Annotated in this window: 12 protein-coding genes and 2 tRNA genes; 5 read left to right on the top strand and 9 right to left on the bottom strand. The window is 64.1% G+C overall.

Annotated elements, in window-relative coordinates:
- Positions 1–138 precede the first annotated feature (138 nt).
- A complete protein-coding gene (locus AC56LH_RS22010) occupies positions 139–2,376 on the bottom strand; it encodes a TonB-dependent receptor (protein WP_499649644.1) in 2,238 nt (745 codons plus the stop codon).
- Positions 2,377–2,751: 375 nt separating this feature from the next.
- Between AC56LH_RS22010 and AC56LH_RS22005 the strand changes: the two genes are divergently transcribed.
- Positions 2,752–2,827: transfer RNA gene (locus AC56LH_RS22005), tRNA-Val, on the top strand.
- Positions 2,828–2,867: 40 nt separating this feature from the next.
- Positions 2,868–2,944, top strand: a tRNA-Asp gene (locus AC56LH_RS22000).
- Positions 2,945–3,018: 74 nt separating this feature from the next.
- Here the strand turns inward: AC56LH_RS22000 and AC56LH_RS21995 are convergent.
- Positions 3,019–4,170 (bottom strand): GGDEF domain-containing protein, encoded by a 1,152-nt coding sequence (locus AC56LH_RS21995; protein ID WP_499649642.1) that lies wholly within the window; start codon positions 4,168–4,170, stop codon positions 3,019–3,021.
- A 247-nt stretch (positions 4,171–4,417) separates the two neighbouring features.
- Between AC56LH_RS21995 and AC56LH_RS21990 the strand changes: the two genes are divergently transcribed.
- Positions 4,418–4,903, top strand: a complete 486-nt coding sequence (locus tag AC56LH_RS21990) for a cyclic nucleotide-binding domain-containing protein (protein WP_221290483.1) — start codon at positions 4,418–4,420, stop codon at positions 4,901–4,903.
- The gene (locus AC56LH_RS21985; protein WP_499649641.1) at positions 4,900–6,096 is read left to right on the top strand and encodes an AI-2E family transporter; all 1,197 of its coding nucleotides are present in this window, start codon (positions 4,900–4,902) and stop codon (positions 6,094–6,096) included. The genes AC56LH_RS21990 and AC56LH_RS21985 overlap by 4 nt, the downstream gene beginning before the upstream one ends.
- Positions 6,097–6,167: 71 nt before the next feature.
- On the opposite strand, the gene AC56LH_RS21980 is transcribed toward AC56LH_RS21985, so the two are convergent.
- From AC56LH_RS21980 to AC56LH_RS21960, 5 genes are all read right to left on the bottom strand, one after another.
- Positions 6,168–8,447 carry a YgiQ family radical SAM protein gene (locus AC56LH_RS21980; RefSeq protein WP_258836799.1) on the bottom strand — a complete coding sequence of 760 codons (2,280 nt, stop codon included), beginning with the start codon at positions 8,445–8,447 and terminating at the stop codon, positions 6,168–6,170.
- A gap of 106 nt (positions 8,448–8,553) precedes the next feature.
- Complete coding sequence (locus AC56LH_RS21975) at positions 8,554–8,838, bottom strand: DUF4404 family protein (RefSeq protein WP_499649639.1); 285 nt, start codon at positions 8,836–8,838, stop codon at positions 8,554–8,556.
- A gap of 136 nt (positions 8,839–8,974) precedes the next feature.
- Positions 8,975–11,134: a M3 family metallopeptidase gene (locus tag AC56LH_RS21970; RefSeq protein ID WP_499649637.1), complete on the bottom strand. Its 2,160-nt coding sequence runs from the start codon at positions 11,132–11,134 to the stop codon at positions 8,975–8,977.
- Positions 11,135–11,201: 67 nt separating this feature from the next.
- Positions 11,202–13,325 carry a M3 family metallopeptidase gene (locus tag AC56LH_RS21965; RefSeq protein WP_499649635.1) on the bottom strand — a complete coding sequence of 708 codons (2,124 nt, stop codon included), beginning with the start codon at positions 13,323–13,325 and terminating at the stop codon, positions 11,202–11,204.
- Positions 13,326–13,416: 91 nt separating this feature from the next.
- Positions 13,417–15,558: a M3 family metallopeptidase gene (locus tag AC56LH_RS21960; RefSeq protein ID WP_499649633.1), complete on the bottom strand. Its 2,142-nt coding sequence runs from the start codon at positions 15,556–15,558 to the stop codon at positions 13,417–13,419.
- A gap of 192 nt (positions 15,559–15,750) precedes the next feature.
- Between AC56LH_RS21960 and AC56LH_RS21955 the strand changes: the two genes are divergently transcribed.
- Positions 15,751–17,040, top strand: coding sequence for a GMC family oxidoreductase N-terminal domain-containing protein (locus AC56LH_RS21955; RefSeq protein ID WP_499649631.1), 1,290 nt, complete (start codon positions 15,751–15,753; stop codon positions 17,038–17,040).
- A gap of 1 nt (position 17,041) precedes the next feature.
- Here the strand turns inward: AC56LH_RS21955 and AC56LH_RS21950 are convergent, their stop codons facing one another.
- On the bottom strand, positions 17,042–17,245 hold the full coding sequence (locus AC56LH_RS21950) for a SlyX family protein (RefSeq protein WP_183555154.1): 204 nt from the start codon (positions 17,243–17,245) through the stop codon (positions 17,042–17,044).
- Positions 17,246–17,344: 99 nt separating this feature from the next.
- Positions 17,345–19,414, bottom strand: coding sequence for a UvrD-helicase domain-containing protein (locus AC56LH_RS21945; RefSeq protein WP_183555152.1), 2,070 nt, complete (start codon positions 19,412–19,414; stop codon positions 17,345–17,347).
- Between the last annotated feature and the right edge of the window lie 156 nt (positions 19,415–19,570).

Raw genomic sequence — 19,570 nt, 5'->3', positions numbered from 1 at the left:
TAAATTCGGCCAAATACTTGATACCTAAAATTTGTTGACGAAGGTTTATCGCATCGTTCTCAGATGCAAAAAAGGGCCGCGCAATGCGCGGCCCTTTCGGTTTGTGACACGCCAGCCTCTTGCGAGGCCGGGTAATTCTTAGAAATTACCCTTGAATTGCATGCCCCACTGGCGCGGCTCGTTGGTGAAGCCGGTCAGGTTGTTGAAGTCGATCGCGCCAGTGATACGGCGCTGGTCGAGCACGTTGCGGCCGAAGGCAGCCACTTCATACTTGCCATTGCCGAAGATGTAGCCGACGCGCACGCCGCCTTCGGTCAGTGGTGCACCGGTGAACTCGGTCGACTCGTACAGGAAGAAGTTGACCTTGCTGCGGTACGACCAGTCGGTGTAGAAGTACAGCTCGCCGTCACGGAACGGTACGCCGTAGCGGGCCGTCGCGTTGAAGGTCCAGCGCGGTGCCTGTGGCAGTGCATTGCCATCGATCACGACACGGCCGGCGCCGTTGATCGGATCGGTGATCGTGCACTGCGCGCAGCGGTTGACCGACAGGCTGCCGTCGCGGATCTGCGTGTAGTTGTAGCTCGCGCCGGCGCTCATGCGCAGGGCGGTGCTGATCGCTGCTTCGAAGTCGAACTCGGCGCCGCGGCCCTTGGTCTTGTCGGCGTTGATCAGGCGGTTGACGTTCGAATTGCCACCCACCACGGTCAGCTGCTGGTCTTCGATCGTGTAGTCATAGATCGAGAACGAGCCACGTGCGCGGCGCTCGAACAGGTCAGCCTTGATGCCCAGCTCGACCGACTTGATGGTCTCGGCATCGGCCACGGTGATCGGCACCGAGGCTGACGCAGCAGCGATACTCGGGGCGCGGAAGCCCGTTGCGGCGCGGCCGTACACGTTCACGTCAGGCGTGAGCTTGTAGGTGGCCGACAGATCCCAGCTGACCTTTTTCTTGTCCGCTTCGACCGACGACGGGCCGATCTGGACGACGTTGGTCGCTTCGATGGTGCGGAACTCTTTCTCGTCCTTGGTGTAGCGCAGGCCGCCGCGGATGGTCCAGTCAGGGGTCAGGTTGTACGTTGCCGAAGCGAACGCGGCCCAGGCCTTGTTCTTCTGGGTCGACACCAGGCGCGAGGTGCGCGCGTAGGTGGTGCTGTCGAAGTTGTCGCTGCCGCCGGTGACGTCTTCATCGAAGAAGTAGACGCCGGTCTGCCAGTTGAACGGGCCGGTGTTCTGCGATTCGACGCGGAATTCCTGGCTGTACTGGTCCAGATTGTTGATGTAGCCGTTGGTCTCGACCTGGAACGGGATGAAGCCCGGGCCGGTCGGCGTGCCGCCGTCGATGTCGCCGCGGCTCGAGTAGCCGATGATGTGCTCGTAACCGGTGATCGACGACAGCTTGTAGCCGCCCAGATCCCATTCCAGACGCAGGTTGATGCCGTTGGTTTTCAGGTCCTGGTCATTCTGGGCATTGCTGACGATCTGGTCCAGATCGGTGCCATCGGCGAAGGTGTTGCTGCCCTTCTTGATCAGGTTGGCGCGGAACAGACGCGCGCTGCCATTGGTCTGACGCTGGTGAAAGCCCAGGAGGCCGGTAACACCGTCTTTGCTGTACAGGAACTGCACGCGCTCGGCGTGTTCGTTGTAGCCGTCGAGCTCACCGCGCTTGGTGGTCTTGGCCGGGGTGCTGTAGTTGTCGACGTAGTCGTCGCGGTGCTGGCCAACGGCCGACACGCGCATTGCCACGTTGCTCGACAGCGGCACGTTGACGGCGCCTTCGGCATTGAACGTGTAGTGCGATGCCGCCGACACGTTGTAGTAGCCTTCGGTGCTGTTCAGGCGTGGCTTTTCGGACTCGAACTTGACGACGCCGGCCGGGGTGTTACGGCCGAACAGCGTGCCCTGCGGGCCGCGCAGCACTTCGACGCTGGCCAGGTCGAAGATCGGGAAGCCCTTGAGGATCGGGTTTTCTTGCACGATGTCGTCGTACACGAGCGAGACCGGCTGCGAGGCGAAGGTGTTGAAGTCGGTATTGCCGTAGCCGCGGATGTAAAAGCGCGGGAAGGTACGGCCGTTCGACGATTCCACGTTCAGGCTCGGCACTTTGCCGGCCAGCAGGCGGATGTCATCGCCACCGGAGACCAGGACGTCCAGTTTGTCACCCTTCAGGGCCGTTACCGACACCGGCACGTCGCGGATGTTCTCGGTACGGCGCTGCGCGGTCACGGTGACCGATTGCAGCTGCAGGGACTCGGGTGCCGGTTCGGCCGGGGCCGCCGTCTGGGCTGCAGCCTGGGCGATCGGCAGCAGGACGAGGAACGCCAGCGCTGCGCCATGGGAGCAGGTGACGCGCTTGTGCATCTTGGACATCTTGGTCATGGAGTATTTTCCTGGTGATGATAAAAGAACCGGTGTCTCCGTTCTTCTTTTCCAACGCCCCCCCGCCGGGTGCGCGGGCGGTGCTACCCCGCCCTCGGCAACGCGCATCTATGGCGCCCATCTTTGCGATGTTTTAAGGTTGCCGACTTGCTAAAGGCGGTATTGTCCGTGATGGTTATCAGTCGGGCAAGCAAATAACTCGTTGACGCCATGATTACAACACATGCATATCGTTGGCCGCGGCAGGGGGGGATGACCAGAAAAAATAGCGCTTTCGATATTTTTTCGAAAAACCTCTTGCAGACCCTCAAACCCACCCTCTATAATTCGGTCCTCTTCGACGCAATGACAAGCGTCAGTAGACATCAACGAGATGGGCGCTTAGCTCAGTTGGTAGAGCGGATCCCTTACACGGATTAGGTCGGGAGTTCGAGCCTCTCAGCGCCCACCAAGCATCTCGACGATGGATCGAAGGCTGATCTTAGTAAAACGGAGTGGTAGTTCAGTTGGTTAGAATACCGGCCTGTCACGCCGGGGGTCGCGGGTTCGAGCCCCGTCCGCTCCGCCAGCATCACTGAAGAAGGGTCCGATTCGTCGGGCCCTTTTTCTTTTTCTGCGTCGCTTTGCCACCCTGCTTTCACGCTAGGCCCGCTTGCGCACCAGCTCCCCGATTTCCACCCGATCCCGCCCCGCGCGCTTGGCCGCGTACAACGCATGGTCGGCGCGCGCCATCGCCCCGCCCAGATCTTCATGCGGATCGAGCACTACCACACCAATGCTGACCGTCATCCGGTAGGTCGGCCCGCTGGTGATGACCGTGGCTTCACGGATCGCCCGGCGCAGCCGCTCGGCCGCCTGCACCGCTCCATCGAGATCGGCGCCGGGCAGCAGCAGCGCGAATTCTTCACCACCCAGGCGGCCGATCGTTTCGTGCTCGCGCAGAAGATGCCGCACGGTGCGGGCGAACACGACCAGTGCCTCGTCGCCGGACGCATGGCCCCAGCGGTCATTGATCTGCTTGAAGTGGTCGATGTCGATCATCAACAGGCCAAGACCGGTACGCTGGCGCTGGGCCAGCAGGCGCGCGCCGTCGGCCTGCTCCAGAAATGCGTGACGGTTGGGCAGCCCGGTCAGGCAATCGGTCGAGGCCAGCTTCGCCATGCGCTGATCGTCCTTCTGCTTGCACAGCAACAAAAACCCAAAGCCGTTGACGATCATGAGCAGGTAGCCTGTCAGGTACGCCACCTGCTGGGCGATGCCGTGATCGAGCGGGCCCTCGCCCAGCCATCCCGACACGACCCAGACGGCAACGGCCGTGGCGAACAGCGCATCGTTGACGCCGATGATCCGCTGCAGCAGCGAAGCGCTGCGCCGGCGCAGGAGCGCCCACGCCATGGCGGCGGCGAAGAACGCCACCACGGCGCCCACGAGCGCACTGAGCTGGACGTGATCGGCCCCACGCACTGCGCCAGCCACAACGATGGCAGAAGACAGCAGCGTGATCGGCAGCAGCACCCGGCCCCAGCGCGCGAAGCCGAAAAAAACACAATAGGCCGCCATTTCCAGCGACATCGCCAGAATCCAGACGAGGCCCTCCAGGCCGACGATCAGCGGCCAGCCCAGCAACGGACTCGCCCAGCCGATCAGCTGGCTTACGCCCATGCCGAGCCGCGCCCACATCCACAGGCGCAGCCCGGGACTGGGCGCCGCACAGTGGGTATATCCCGCCATCAGAACCGCAAAACCGACGTTGCCGATACCGAGTGCAAGAAGAAAAGTCTGTATATCAATCACTGCCTGTCCTTGAAAAGGCACTTGCGCTCCGCCTCGCCTCCCAGCGCGTGCGGAAATTACAAAAAGACCATTTATGTTGCTCTATGGAATTATGTTACACGTTTTTTAATGCGGGCGAGCGCACGCTTGACGCGGGCTATGGACATGCCGCCACACCGCCGTGCGCACGCGACGCTTTTTGATGCGTGGCAGCATACGATCGCGGATAATCAAACAGACAACAGACCGCACCACCCTGGAGCACGCCTTGATTTTTCGTTTTCTCAAACCGCCGCGCATGTCGCCGCGCCTGCATCGGCTCAAGAGCTCATCGCTGTTTGCGGCACTCACGCCGCTGGAACTCAAGATCGTCGATGGCTTGCTGCACGAGCGCCGCTATCTGAAAGACGAAATCATGTTCGACGAGGGCGAAGAAGGCCAGGCGCTGTACCTGTTGATGAGCGGCCGGGTGCGCATCAGCCGCCTGCACGAGGGCATGACGCAGGTCGTGGCCGAACTCGAACCGGGCGGCTTCTTTGGCGACCTGGCGCTGCTCGACAACTCGCCCCGCAATGCCCAGGCGCGCGCCCTGGAACCGTGCGAAGTGGCCGTGTTCTTCCGCGCCGACTTTCTGGGCCTGATGGAAACCGACGCCGTGATCGGCTACAAGATCTCGCTGGCACTGGCGCGCCACATTGGCCTGCGCCTGCGTGAATGGATGGGCACGGGCCGGCCGCAGCTGGAAGCGCTGTGAGCACCCACCTCGACCCTGCCCACGGCCCCGAGCGGGCCGGCCCGGTCGTCTGGACCGGCATCATCGGCGGTACCTGCCTGCTGCTGCTCGTCGTCCAGAAGCTGCTGTGGCTCGCCCTGCCCTTCATCTTCGGCGCTGTCCTGTATTACATCCTGCTAGGCCCGATGCAGCGCATGGTGCGTTCAGGCTTTGGCCGCAACGCCGCCGCGTTGTGGGTCTGCACGCTGTTCTTTGCCCTGACCGCGCTGGCGCTGACGGCGGCCATGGCCTGGGGCGACGGCCCCGAAGAAGATTCATGGGAAGCGACGATCAGCCTGTATCTCGACGGCGGCGTCGCCTTCGTGCGCAACTCGATGGGTTTGCTGGAAGCAAAATTCCCGCTGCTGGCCGAGATGCGCCTGACCTCGACCGTCAACCGCGCGTTCACCACCTACACCAGCGACTTTGCGCAGAATCACCTGGGCGACATCGTCGTCGGCATCGTGACCTGGGTGCCGTCGCTGTTCCTGGCGCCGTTCCTCAGCTTCTTCCTGCTGCGCGACGGTGTGCGCTTCAAGAAGTTCCTGGCGCGCGCGGTGCCGAACGCCTACTTCGAGCCGGCGCTGTACCTGCTGCACGAAGTCGACCAGACCGCACGCCGCTACTTCGAAGGCCTGCTCAAGCTGACCGTGCTCGACACGATCGTGCTGGCGCTGGGCCTGTGGATCATCGGCGTGTCCTCGCCCCTGCTGCTGGGTTTGATCTCGGCGGTGCTGGCGTGGGTGCCGTTCGTCGGCTCGATTGCCGGCTGCGCGCTGGTCGTCATCGTCGCGTCGACCGATGCGCCGGGCAACCCGCTGATGGCCTACGGCGCGATTGGCGTGTTCGTGCTGGTGCGGCTGCTGGACGACTTCATCTTCATGCCGGCCACGCTGGGACGCAGCCTGCACATCCATCCGCTGGTGACGGTGCTGATGATCTTTGTCGGCGGCATGCTGGCGGGCGTGGTGGGACTGATGCTGGTGTTGCCGCTGCTGGGCGTGGTGATGGTGATCGGCGAGACGCTGGGCGTTCTGGTCACGCACCCGCGCCTGCGGGCGCGCCACCGCTATGCCAATTCGCTGCGCACGCGCCAGGCCAGCATGGACCTGGACATCGCGCGCGAACGGCGCGGCGCGCCAACGCCGAATGCGAAACTGAAGACCAAACCGTAACGGGCAATAAGGTACTGTCGAAAAAAAACCGGCGCATCAAGCGCCGGTTTTTTTTGGTGCTTCGAGCGCGCTTACTTGCGCACGGTCTTGGGCTTGGCCTTGATGGTCGACAGGATCGAGGGCTTGACCTTCGACGGCGGCGCCATGAACGGCGTGGTGGCCGGCGTACGGTCGGTGCGGCCGCGTGGTGCGCCGGCGCCCATCGTGCGCTTCGGCGCACCATCGGCTGGCCGCCCTTTCGGCGCCATGCCCGGCCCACGGCGCTCTTCGCGCAGCGAGCCGCTGGCCATCTCGCCGCCCGGGGCCGGGATCAGGTGCCGGTCGCTGTTACCGATCAGGTCGCCACGACCCATGCGATACAGGCCCTCGCGCAGGATCGGCCAGTTCTCGGGATCGTAATAGCGCAGGAACGCCTTGTGGAGTTTGCGCGTCTTGCCGCTCTTTGCCGTCTCGACGATTTCCGAATCCTCGGTCACCTTGGCCAGCGGGTTGCGGCGCGAGTGGTACATCGTCGTGGCCATCGCCATTGGCGTCGGCGTGAACGTCTGCACCTGGTCGAGCTTGAAGTTGTTTTTCTTCAGCCACAGCGCCAGGTTCAGCATGTCTTCGTCGGTCGAGCCCGGGTGCGCCGCGATGAAGTACGGGATCAGGTACTGCTTCTTGCCGGCTTCGAGCGAGTACTTGTCGAACATGCGCTTGAACTCGTCGTACGCGCCGATGCCCGGCTTCATCATCTTCGACAGCGTGCCCGCTTCGGTGTGTTCCGGTGCGATTTTGAGCAGGCCGCCCACGTGGTGGGTAACCAGCTCTTTGACGTACTCGGGCGAGCGCACGGCCAGGTCGTAGCGCAGGCCCGAACCGATCAGGATCTTCTTGATGCCTGGGATCGCGCGCGCCTTGCGGTACAGCGAGATCAGCTTGCTGTGGTCGGTGCCCAGGTTGCTGCAGATGGTCGGGTACACGCACGACAGGCGGCGGCAGCTTTCCTCGATCGTCTTTTCCTTGCACGCCAGGCGGTACATGTTCGCGGTGGGGCCACCGAGGTCGGTGATGGTGCCGGCGAAGTTCTTGGTCGTGTCGCGGATCAGTTCGATTTCGCGCAGGATCGACGGCTCGGAGCGGCTCTGGATGATGCGCCCTTCGTGCTCGGTGATCGAGCAGAAGGTGCAGCCGCCGAAGCAGCCGCGCATGATGTTGACCGAGTAGCGGATCATTTCCCAGGCCGGGATGTGCGCCTTGCCGTAGCTCGGATGCGGCGCGCGGGCGTAGGCCATGTCGTAGACATTGTCCATCTCGTCCATTGCCAGCGGCAGCGGCGGCGGGTTCAGCCAGACGTCGCGGTCGCCGTGCGCCTGCACCAGCGCGCGCGCATTGCCCGGGTTCGACTCGAGGTGGAACACGCGCGACGTGTGCGCGTACATCACCGGGTCGACGCTGACGGTTTCAAAGCTCGGCAGGCGCACGACGGTCTTGGCCGCTTTTTCGCGGGCCGCGGCCTGGCGCTGCTCGCGCGTCATGATCATGATCGGCTTGACCTCGGGCTCGGGCGCCGCGTTGTCCAGCGCGCAGGCTGTCGGGTCTTCCAGCGCCATCGCGTACGGGTTCGGCTGCTTGTCGATGCGGCCCGGCACGTCCACGCGGGTGGAATTGTGCACGCTCCACTCTTCGTCCGGCAGCCAGCCCAGCGGCACCAGGAACGCCGTGCCGCGCAGGTCGCGGATCGTCTTGATGTTTTCGCCCGCGGCGATGCGGCGCGTCAGGTCGACCAGCGCGCGCTCGGCGTTGCCGAAGATGAGCAGGTCGGCCTTCGATTCGAACAGCACCGAGCGGCGCACTTTATCGGACCAGTAATCGTAGTGGGCGATACGGCGCAGCGAGGCTTCGATACTGCCGGCGATCACCGGCACGCCGGGGAATGCTTCACGGGCGCGTTGGCAATAGACGGTCACGGCGCGGTCGGGGCGCTTGTTCGGTGCGCCTTCGGGCGTGTAAGCGTCGTCGGAGCGGATCTTGCGGTCGGCCGTGTAGCGGTTGACCATCGAATCCATATTGCCGGCGGTGACGCCCCAGTACAGATTGGGTTTGCCCAGTGCGCGGAACGGCTCGACCGAGGTCCAGTCGGGCTGGCTGATGATGCCGACCCGGTACCCCTGCGCTTCGAGCAGCCGGCCGACCAGCGCCATGCCGAAGCTCGGGTGGTCGATGTAGGCGTCACCCGTGATCAGGATGATGTCGCACGAATCCCAGCCCAATGCGTCCATTTCGGCGCGGGACATCGGGAGGAAGGGTGCGGTCGGGGCGCGGCTGGAGCGCTTGGCGACCGTCGCAAAGAGATTGGCAGGGGAGTTCATTGCCCGGCATTGTACCGGAAAACCATTTACGGAGCATGGAAGGCCCCGAAAAATGGCTTAAAATCAATGACTTGTGGCTATTAGCCTACTATTTCAGCAGCGCAGGTCAAATGCCCATGTTCGACAGGATCTGGCCCAGTTCGCGCAAGCCGTGCTCGACGCGCGGGTGGCGGGCGGCAAAACTGGCTGCCAGCTCTTGCGTGCGCGAGCCCAGGCCGTAGGTATTCGCATCGAGCTCCTGCTCGGCGCGGCGGTCGAGCACTTTCTCGATATCGCCATCGAGCTGGCGCAGCAGCGTTTCCAGTTCGACATCGGTGTCACCGGTTTCCTGCAGTTCGCGGTGCAGGGCTTTCAGGCGTGCCTTCAGGTCGGCATCGTGTTCGGGTTGCATCGTGGTCTCCGTGGATTGGTCGATTTCATTGTAAGGCATGGAGGGCGTGGGAGAGAACACGGCCGTGCGGAGAGCGAAATGAACAGGGGCCCCCGCCTGCGCAGGAGCCCTCGTTGTTCGGCAACGCGCGATGCCGTTAATTACCCGTCAACCCACGACGCTCCAGCAGCGGCTTGATATCCGCATCCTTGCCGCGGAAATTACGGTACATCTGCATCGCGTCCAGCGTACCGCCCCGCGACAGCAGCGTCTTGCGGAAATGGTCGCCGTTCTTGCGCGTCAGGCCGCCATTGGCCTTGAACCACTCGACCGTGTCGGCGTCGAGCTTCTCGGCCCACAGGTAACCGTAGTAACCGGCCGAGTAACCGCCCGAGAACGTGTGCGAGAAGTACGTGCTGCGATAACGCGGCGGCACCAGCGCGAAGTCAACCCCGGCCTTTTTCAGCGCCTGCGCTTCGAACGCCAGCACGTCGGTCGGGATCTGGTTCGGCGCCAGCTGGTGCCAGGCCTGGTCCAGCAGCGCCGCGGCCAGATACTCGGTGGTGCGGAAGCCTTCGTTGAACTGCGACGACGCCTGCACCTTGTCCAGCAGCGCTTTCGGCATCGGCTCGCCGGTCTGGTAATGCTTGGCATAGTTGGCCAGCACTTCCGGCCAGGCCATCCACATCTCGTTGACCTGCGACGGGAACTCGACGTAGTCACGCGGCACGCGCGAACCCGAGAAGCGCGGATACTGCACGTCCGAGAACATGCCGTGCAACGCATGGCCGAATTCGTGGAACATGGTGCGCACTTCGTCGTAGGTCAGCAGCGTTGGCTCGCCGGCGGCCGGCTTCGGAATGTTCAGGTTGTTGGCAATGATGGGCTTCGTGCCCAGCAGCTTGCTCTGGCTGGCCCAGGCGTTGGCCCAGGCGCCGCCACGCTTGTTCGAGCGGGCGTACGGGTCGAGCGTGAAGATCGCCAGTTGCTTGCCATCGACGTCGAATACGTCGAACACGCGCACGTCTTCGTTGTAGCCCGGCAGGTCCTTGCGCTCCTTGAACGTGATGCCGAATTCCTTGGTGGCGGCAAAGAACACGCCATCGACCAGCACGCGGTTCAGTTCGAAGTACGGGCGCAGCTGGCTGGCGTCGAACGCGTAACGTTCGGCGCGCACCTTGTCGCTGTAGAAGCTCCAGTCATGGGCTGCTGCCTTGAAGCCACCCTTCTCCGCATCGATCACCTTCTGGATGTCGGCCGCTTCCTTCTTCGCGTTGTTCACGGCCGGCGTGGCCAGTTCGGCCAGCAGGCTGTTGACAGCGTCGGTGGTCTTGGCGGTCTGCTCTTCCAGGTTGTAGGCGGCGTGGTTCGGGAAGCCCAGCAGCACAGCGCGCTCGGCGCGCAGCTTGGCGATCTGCAGCACGGTGTTGCGGGTGTCGAATTCCCCGCCACGGCTGCCGCGCGCCATCGACGCGGCCAGCAGTTTTTCGCGGGTGGCGCGGTTGGTCAGCACCGACAGCGATGCCTGCTGCGTCGTATTCACGACCGGCAAAACGAACTTGCCATCCAGGCCGCGTTTCTTGGCTTCGGCGGCAGCGGCGTCGATGGCCTTGTCGCTCATGCCCGCCAGTTCGGCGCGCGAACCGACGACCAGCGCCGAGGCGTTGGCTTCTTTCAGCGTGTCTTGCGCAAACTTGGTCTGCAGCGCGGCCAGCTGGCTGTTGAAGGCCTTCAGCTTTTCCTTGTCGGCGTCCGACAGCTTGGCACCGGCGCGCTCGAAGTCATTGTTGTAGCGGTCCAGCAGGTAGGCCGATTCGCTGTCGAGCTTCAGGCTGGCGCGCTTGTCGTACAGCGCCTTGATGCGGGCGTACAGCTTGCCGTTCAGGCGGATCGCGTCGCTGTGCTGCGACAGCTTCGGCGCGATATCGCGACCCAGCGCGATCAGCGTGTCGTTGGTGTAGGAACCCGACAGCGTGCCGAAGGCGCCACTCACGCGGTTCAGCATGCGGCCCGAGCGCTCCATGGCCACGATGGTGTTCTCGAACGTCGGCGCAGCCTTGTTGTTGGCGATCTTCTCGATCTCCGCCGCATGCTGGCGCATCGCCTCAAGGTAGGCCGGCGCGAAGTGCTCGTCCTTGATTTTGTCCCAGGCCGGGTAGTTGTATTGCAGGCTGCTCTCTTTGGCGAACGGGTTGCTCGCATCGAACGGTGCCGCAGCGGTCATTGGTGCGGCAGTCGCTGGTGCAGGTGCGGCGAATGCGAAGTTGGCGACCGCGGCACTGACGGCGGCCGCCAGGATAAGGTGGGTATGTTTCATGTTCTTTTACTCTTCACGATGAGGATAAGGACCTGCTGGCAGCCGGCGCAAGCCGGCTGCCCTGGCGTCAATTCAGGCCGCGGCGCTCGAGCAGCGGCTCGATGACCGGATCGCGGCCACGGAAGGCGCGGTACATCTCGACCGCATCGACGGTGCCGCCTTTCGACAGCACCATCGTGCGGAAGCGGTCGCCGTTCTTGCGCTGCAGACCGCCGTTTTCCTTGAACCACTCGCCGGCATCGGCGTCGAGGCGCTCGGCCCACAGATAGCTGTAGTAGCCGGCCGAATAACCGCCGCCCATCGCGTGCGAGAAGTACGTGCTGCTGTAGCGCGGCGGGACCGGTGCAAAGTCCAGGCCCGCGTCCTTCAGCGCCTGCTGCTCGAACGTCTTCACGTCGGTCGGAATGGCTTTCGAACCCAGCTGGTGCCAGCGCTGGTCGAGCACGGCGGCGGCCAGGTACTCGGTGGTGCGGTAGCCTTCATTGAACTTCTGCGACGCGCGCAGCTTGTCCAGCAGTTCCTTCGGCATCACGGCGCCGGTCTGGTAGTGCTTCGCGTAGCTGGCCATCACTTCGGGCCAGGCCATCCACATTTCGTAGACCTGCGATGGCAGCTCGACATAGTCGCGCGGCACGCTGGTGCCCGAGAAGCGCGGGTACTTCACCTTCGAGAACCAGCCGTGGGTCGCGTGGCCGAATTCATGGAACGTCGTGCGCACTTCGTCCCAGGTCAGCAGGGTCGGCTCGCCCGGGGCTGGCTTGGTCAGGTTCAGGTTGTTGGTGATGACGGGCTTCTTGTCGAGCAGGAAGCTCTGGTCGACCAGCGAACTCATCCATGCGCCGCCGCGCTTGTTCGGGCGCGCATACGGGTCGACCACGAAGATCGCCAGGTGGGCGCCGTTTTCTTCGAACACGTCATACACGCGCACGTCGGCGTCGTAGGTCGGCAGGTCGGTGCGGCGCTTGAAGGTGATGCCCCAGAGTTTGGTCGCAGCGAAGAACGTGCCTTTCTCCAGCACGTTGTCGAATTCGAAGTACGGCTTGAGCTGGTTGGCGTCGAACGCGTACTTGGCGGTGCGCACCTTGTCGCTGTAGATCGCCCAGTCCTGCGCGGCCAGCTGGAAGCCGCCCTTCTCTGCATCGATCACGGCCTGGATCTCGGCCGCTTCCTTCTTCGCGTTGCGCACGGCCGGCGCGGTCAGGTCGCCCAGCAGCTTGTTGACCGACGTGGTGTTTTTGGCCGTCTGGTCTTCGAGCGAGTAGGCGGCGTAGTTCTCGTAGCCCAGTAGCTCGGCGCGTTCGGCGCGCAGTTTCGCCAGTTGCAGCACGACGTCGCGGTTGTCGAATTCGCCGCCGCGGCTGCCGCGGATCATCGACGTGGTGAGCAGTTTTTCGCGCGTGGCGCGGTTGGTCAGTACGGCCAATGGCGCTTGCTGCGTGGTGTTGACGACCGGGATGACGAACTTGCCTTCCAGGCCGCGCTTTTTCGCTTCGGCAGCGGCCGCGTCGATGGCTTTCTCGGGCAGGCCGGCCAGTTCGGCGCGGGTGTCGACGACGAAGGCCGAGGCGTTGACTTCCTTCAGCACGTTCTGGCTGAACTGGGTCTGCAGCGCGGCCAGCTTGCCGTTGTAGTCCTTGAGCTTGACCTTGTCGGCCGCGGACAGGTTGGCGCCGGCGCGCACGAAGTCCTTGTAGTAGCGTTCGAGCAGGAATGCCGATTCGGCGTCCAGGCCAAGCGTGGCGCGCTTGTCGTGCAGCGTCTTGATGCGGGCGAACAGGGCCGGGTTCAGGCGGATCGCGTCGCTGTGGGCCGCGAATTTCGGCGCCAGGTCCTTGTCCAGCGCCTGCAGCGTGTCGTTGGTGTACGAACCGGTCAGCGTGTAGAACACGGCGCGCACGCGCCCCAGCAGCTGGCCCGAGCGCTCCATCGCCACGATCGTGTTGTCGAACGTCGGCGCCGCCTTGTTGTTGGCAATCTTGCCGATTTCAGCGGCCTGCTCGCGCATGCCTTCGTCGAACGCCGGCGCAAAGTGCTCGTTCTTGATCTTGTCGAAGGCCGGGTAGCCGTACTGCAGGGTGCTCGGCTTGGCGAACGGATTCGAGGCTGGCAGCGCGGCGCTGGCCGACTTGGAAAACGCGATGGTGGCAAGGGCAACGCCGGCTGCGATCAGCAGCAGTTTTGGACGGTTCATGAAGTCTCTTGTGCGATGGGAGAAAAAGGGTACCTCAATGGCGCAGCGCGCCGCATGCACCGCTCGTGGCGGCACATGCGGCGCGCTGGCATCAGTCGTTCGACGGCGTCGCGGTCAGGCCGCGGCGTTCCAGCAGCGGGCCGATGACCGGATCGCGGCCACGGAAGTTGCGGAACAGGTCCATCGCTTCTTGCGTGCCGCCACGCGAGAGTAGCGTCTTGCGGAAATGGTCGCCGTTCTTGCGCGTCAGGCCACCGCTTTCGGTGAACCACTTGACCGTCTCGGCGTCCAGACGCTCGCTCCACAGGTAGGCGTAGTAGCCGGCCGAATAGCCGCCGCCCATCGAGTGCGAGAAGTACGCGCTGCGGTAGCGCGGTGGCACCGGCGCGTACGCGACGCCCGCATCGGCCAGCGCCTTCGCTTCAAAGCTCAGCACGTCGGTCGGCACCTGGCTTGGCGTGATCTGGTGCCAGCGCTGGTCGAGCAGCGCCGCCGCCAGGTAGGCGGTGGTGGTGTAGCCCTGGCCGAACTTCTTCGACGCGACGACCTTGTCCAGCAAGTCCTTCGGCATCGGCGCTCCGGTCTTGTAATGCTTGGCGTAGTTGGCCAGCACTTCAGGCCAGGTCACCCACATTTCGTTGACCTGCGACGGATACTCGACGAAGTCGCGCGGCACGTTCGTGCCCGAGAATTTCGGGTACTTCACATCCGAGAACATGCCGTGCAGCGCGTGGCCGAACTCGTGGAACGCGGTGACCACTTCGTCGTACGTCAGCAGCGTCGGCTCGCCGTTTGGCGGCTTCGGAATGTTCAGGTGGTTGCCGATGACGGGCTTCTGCCCCAGCAGGTGCGATTGCGAGACGTACTCGTTCATCCAGGCGCCGCCCTGCTTGTTGCTGCGTGCGTAAGGGTCGAAGATGAAGATCGTCAGCAGCTTGCCGTCGACGTCGTACACGTCGAAGGTGCGCACGTCGGGGTCGTAGGTCGGCAGGTCCTTGCGCTCCTTGAACGTGACGCCGTATTCCTTGGTCGCGGCGAAGAACACGCCATCGACCAGCACACGGTTCAGTTCAAAGTACGGGCGCAGCTGGCTGTCGTCGAAATTGAATTTCTCAGCGCGCACCTTGTCGGCGTACAGCGGCCAGTCCCAGCTTGCCACCTCGAATTTGCCGCCGTCCTTGTTGATTGCAGCCTGGATCTCGACGGCTTCCTTCTTCGCGTTGGTGACGGCCGGCTTGGCCAGGTCGCCCAGCAGCTTGTTGACGGCGGCCGGGTCACGTGCGGTTTCCAGCTCTTGCGAGTAGGCCGCAAAATTCGGGTACCCCAGCAGCACGGCGCGTTCGGCGCGCAGCTTGGCCAGGCGCAGCACCTGCTTGGTGGTGTCGAATTCGCCGCCCTTGGTGCCGCGCTCGAGCGAGGCTTTCATCAGGCGCTCGCGCGTGGCGCGGTGCGTCAGTACCGACAGGCCAGGCTGGATCGACGTGTTGACGATCGGGATCGCGAACTTGCCCTTCTGGCCGCGCTTGGTCGCTTCAGCAGCGGCGGCATTGATCTCGGCGTCCGACAGGCCCGCCAGCTCGGCGCGGGTGTTCACGATCAGGGCGGCGGCATTCGCGCCCTTGAGCACGCGCTGCTGGAAGTCGGACTGCAGCGAGGCGATCTCGCCGTTGTAGGCCTTCAGCTTGGCCTGGTTGGCCGCCGACAGGTTGGCACCGGCGCGCACGAATTCCTTGTAGTAGCGCTCGAGCAGGTGTGTCGATTCGGCATCCAGGCCGAGCGAAGCGCGCTTGTCGTGCAGCGCCTTGACGCGCGCGAACAGCTTCGCGTTCAGGTGGATTGCATCGGTGTGCGCCGCCAGCTTGGGCGACATCTCGCGATCGACCGCGTCGAGCGTGTCGTTGGTGTTGGCGCCGTGCAGATTGCTGAAGGTCGCGTTCACGCGCGCCAGCAACTGGCCGGATTTTTCCAGCGCCACGATCGTATTGTCGAAGGTCGGCGCCGCCTTGTCGTTGGCAATCGCCTCGACTTCGCGCAGTTCTTCGCGCATGCCGGCAGCGAATGCAGGCAGGTAGTGCGCATCCTTGATCTTGTCGAACGCCGGGTATTGCAGCGGCAGGCTGCTGGGCTTGGCGAACGGATTGGAAGCGTCGAGGGCGGGTGCGGCAGGCGCTGCGATGGCGGAACACGCCAGCGCGACGCCGGCTGCCACGATGAGCAGTTGAGGACGGATCATGAGGTCTTTCGCTAACACTGAGGAAGGGCGCTGTCGCCAACGGCTCGACAGCAGTGCGCTGAAGATCATAGCAGGCTTGCATGGCGCTTGTAACAATTAAAAAGTAGCGCAATGTATCAATCCGCAGCCGCTGTATTGACGGGATTTCGTGAGCCTCGTGCTAGCATCGGGGCCCCTTTGCAGCCCCTTTCCATGACCCTTTCTTCCTCTTCCTTCGACGCCATCGTGGTTGGCACCGGCCCTGGCGGGGCCAGCGTCGCGCGCGAACTGGCGCGCGCCGGCAGCCGGGTCCTGCTGCTCGAACAGGGCGGCGCCGCACCGCTCGCCGGCACCGTCACCCAGATGGCGTCGATGGCGGCCGTGCCCGGGCGCGGCGCCTTCATCCACCGCGATGCGTCGCTGCTGGTGGGTGGCACGACGCTGGGCGGCAGCTCGGCGGTCAATTTCGCCACTGCCGCTGCGCCACCGGCGGCGTACTTCGCTGCGTACGGCATCGACCTGGCCCCGAGCCTGGCCGCACTGCGCGCGGAACTGCCGCTCGCGCCCCTGCCCGATACGCTGGTCGGTCCCATGGCCACGCGCATCATGACGGCGGCGCATGCGGCCGGCATCGACTGGAAAAAACTCGACAAGATGATCCGGCCGGCGCTGTGCCGCAGCGGCTGCTGGCGCTGCACCTATGGCTGCCCGTACGGCGCCAAGTGGAGTGCCCGTGATTTCGTCGAGCAGGCGGTGGGGCTTGGCGCCGTGCTGCAAACAGGCAGCCGCGTCACGCGCGTGCTGCTGGAACAGGGCCGGGCCAGTGGTGTCGAGGTGAAGCAGGACGGGCAGCTGCAGACGATCCACGCGCCGCTGGTGATTCTGAGTGGCGGCGGGATCGGCAGCCCGCGCATCCTGCATGCATCAGGGCTGGGGCCGCGCGATGCGCCGTTCTTCAGCGATCCGGTGGTGGCCGTGATGGGCAGTGTGGCCGACATCGATGGCGGCGCCGAAGTGCCGATGGCGGCCGGCTGGCATGACCCGGAAGCCGGCATCGCGCTGGCCGACCTGACCTTGCCGCGCCCGATGTACCAGGCCTTCGCGACGCAGGTCGGGCGCGTGGACCGCTTGTTTGCGCACCGGCGCACCCTCTGCATCATGGTCAAGATTCGTGACGATATCAGCGGGCGCGTCGGACCGCGCTGGGCCGACAAGCGCCTGAGCGCTGGCGATCGCGCGCGGCTGCAGCAGGGCGAACGGATGGCGCGCACGATCCTGGAGGCGGCCGGCGCGCAGCACGTGTTCAAGAGCTGGCATTTCGCCGCGCATCCGGGCGGCAGCGTGCGCATCGGCGCCGGGGTCGACGCCGATCTGCGTACGCGCGCGCCGGGTTTGTATGTGTGCGATGCGTCGGTGATCCCGAAGCCATGGGGCTTGCCGCCGACACTGACCCTGCTGTGCCTGGGCCAGCGCCTGGGGCAGCACCTGACGCAAGTCGGGTGACTTAGTAGTGCGGGGGGCGTTCGTTGAGTGGCGCCTGGCCGGCGTCGCGCAGCGAGCGCAGGTGGTCGGCCAGCTTGCCTACCATCGCCTCGAGCTCGTCGATACGGCGCTCCTGGCGGTAGATGGTCTTGTTCAGCTCATCGAGCAGGTCTTCCTGCTGGGAGAGCTTGATTTCAAGATTGACGAAACGTTCTTCCTGGTCCACGGCGCACTCCGGTAAAACCGGCATTATGCCAGCAGTACAGGCTTGCCCGAGGATCACGCCATGGCAGGTTCAAACCCGACACCGCCGCCGCGCCACGGTCTACTCCGGAACCGGCCTCGGTGTTGCCAGCAAGGCTTTCAAACTCGCCAGTCTTGCCTTCGGACTGAGTATTTCCGACTCCATCGGCGCGGCCTCGCCGACGTCCAGCGCCATTTCCTTGATGAAACGGGACGGGTCGCAATTGACCAGCTCGCCAGCGCGTTTTCTCCGCTTGCACCAGCTCACGTGCAGCGTGCGCTGGGCGCGCGTAATCCCCACGTACATCAGGCGCCGTTCTTCCTGGATGCGCGCCGAGATCGTTTCAATGGAGGCGTCCGGGTCGCCTTTGTGCGGCAGGATCCCCTCTTCCACGCCGACCAGGTACACGTGCGGATATTCCAGCCCTTTTGACGCGTGCAGCGTCGACATGCGTACCGCATCCTGCTCTTCGTCCTGGCCTTCGAGCATCGACATCAGCGCCACCATCTGCGTCAGTTCCAGCAAGTTCTTTTCTTCACCATCGCGGTCGCGCCCGCCACGGCCGCGGTCCTTGAGCCAGTTGGTAAATTCGAGCACGTTCTGCCACTTGGCCTGGGCCGCGCGGTCGTCGAAGCCTTCGTACAGGTAATGCTCGTAATTCATTTCCTTCATCATGTCGTCGAGCACCTCGGCCGCATGGTCGCCGGCGCCCAGCGGCCCGGGCCGCGTCGCGCGGTCTTCCAGCTCGCTGATGAAGTGGCAAAAGTTGCGCACCGATCCCAGTTGCCGTTCGGCCAGCTTGGCCTCGATGCCGCCCTTGCGCGCCGCCTCGAACAGCGAGCAGTTCCACTGCTTCGAAAATTCGCCCAGCACTTCGAGCGTGGCCATGCCCACCCCGCGCTTGGGCGTCGTGATGGCGCGGATGAAGGCCGGATCGTCGTCCTGGTTGGCGATCAAGCGCAGGTAGGCAATGATGTCCTTGATCTCGGCCTTGTCGAAGAAGCTCTGGCCGCCCGACATCGTGTACGGGATGCGCTCCTTGCGCAGCGCCTGCTCCATCACGCGCGCCTGGTGGTTGCCACGGTACAGGATCGCGAAATCGGACCAGTTGTTCTTGCGCTGAAAGTGCTCGGACGAAATCAGCATCGCGATCTGGTCCGCTTCCTGGTCGTCGTTCTGCATGCCCATCACCTTGATCGGCTCGCCCAGGCCGTGCTCGGACCACAGCGACTTCTCGAAGATTTTCGGGTTGTTGCCGATCACCGCATTGGCCGCCTGCAGGATGCGGGTGGTGGAGCGGTAGTTCTGCTCGAGCTTGATCACGCGCAGGTCGGGGAAATCGACCTGCAGCGTTTTCAGGTTTTCGACGGAGGCGCCGCGCCAGGCGTAGATCGCCTGGTCATCGTCGCCCACGGCGGTAAACATCGGCTTCTTGCCCAGGCCCGTTACCAGCAGCTTGACCAGCTCGTACTGGCAGGTATTGGTGTCCTGGTATTCGTCCATCAACAGATAGCGCAGGCGGCGCTGCCAGCGGTCGCGGATCGGTTCGTTGTTGCGGAACAGTTCCACCGGCAGGCGGATCAGGTCGTCGAAGTCCACCGCCTGGTAGGCCTGCAGCGTGGCCACATAGCTGCGGTAGACGCGCCCGGCTTGCGCCTCGTCTTCGTCGCGCGCGGCCTTGATCGCGTCTTCCGGGTCGACCAGGCCGTTCTTCCACAGCGAAATCGTGTTCTGGATGCGGCGGATTTCCTGTTTGTCGGTGCTCAGCGCCAGGTCGGACACGATCGTGTAGCAGTCGTCGCTGTCCATGATCGAAAACTTGTCCTTCAGCCCCACCCCGGCTGCTTCCTGGCGCAAGATGCGCACGCCCAGCGAGTGGAAGGTCGACACGGTCAATTGCTTGGCCTGCTTCGGCTGCTTGAGCAGCTTGGCGATGCGCTCCTGCATCTCGAGCGCCGCCTTGTTGGTAAAGGTCAGCGCGGCAATGGTGCGCGGATCGTAGCCGCAGTGCTCGATCATGTAGGCGATCTTTTGCGTGATCACGCGCGTCTTGCCGGACCCGGCGCCAGCGAGCACCAGGCAAGGGCCGTCCAGATACAGCGCGGCTTCGCTCTGCGGCCCGTTGAGGCCGAACTTTGGTGCGTTTGACATGGGGAAGTTTTCGGTGGGACAGAGAGCGATTGTAACAATCTGGCGCGCACAGCGGGCGATGGCGCGCGGCAGCCAGGCCGGATTGCAACAGGGCGCCGTTGCGCGCCTGCTTCCCCGCATGCTCCTGCGAGGCAGACCGGGATCGGGTACCATGCG

It is taken from the genome of Telluria sp. LT1R51-2 (genome assembly GCF_059685775.1).
The sequence above is the reverse complement of the archived record's forward strand: the minus strand, read 5'-3'. Positions and strand labels throughout refer to the sequence as shown.

Excerpts from the sequence above, each read along its gene's own strand:
- AC56LH_RS22010 (WP_499649644.1), bottom strand. The coding sequence starts at position 2,376 with ATGACCAAGATGTCCAAGATGCACAAGCGCGTCACCTGCTCCCATGGC.
- AC56LH_RS21980 (WP_258836799.1), bottom strand. The coding sequence starts at position 8,447 with ATGAACTCCCCTGCCAATCTCTTTGCGACGGTCGCCAAGCGCTCCAGC.
- AC56LH_RS21975 (WP_499649639.1), bottom strand. The coding sequence starts at position 8,838 with ATGCAACCCGAACACGATGCCGACCTGAAGGCACGCCTGAAAGCCCTG.
- AC56LH_RS21970 (WP_499649637.1), bottom strand. The coding sequence starts at position 11,134 with ATGAAACATACCCACCTTATCCTGGCGGCCGCCGTCAGTGCCGCGGTC.
- AC56LH_RS21965 (WP_499649635.1), bottom strand. The coding sequence starts at position 13,325 with ATGAACCGTCCAAAACTGCTGCTGATCGCAGCCGGCGTTGCCCTTGCC.
- AC56LH_RS21960 (WP_499649633.1), bottom strand. The coding sequence starts at position 15,558 with ATGATCCGTCCTCAACTGCTCATCGTGGCAGCCGGCGTCGCGCTGGCG.
- AC56LH_RS21955 (WP_499649631.1), top strand. The coding sequence starts at position 15,751 with ATGACCCTTTCTTCCTCTTCCTTCGACGCCATCGTGGTTGGCACCGGC.
- AC56LH_RS21945 (WP_183555152.1), bottom strand. The coding sequence starts at position 19,414 with ATGTCAAACGCACCAAAGTTCGGCCTCAACGGGCCGCAGAGCGAAGCC.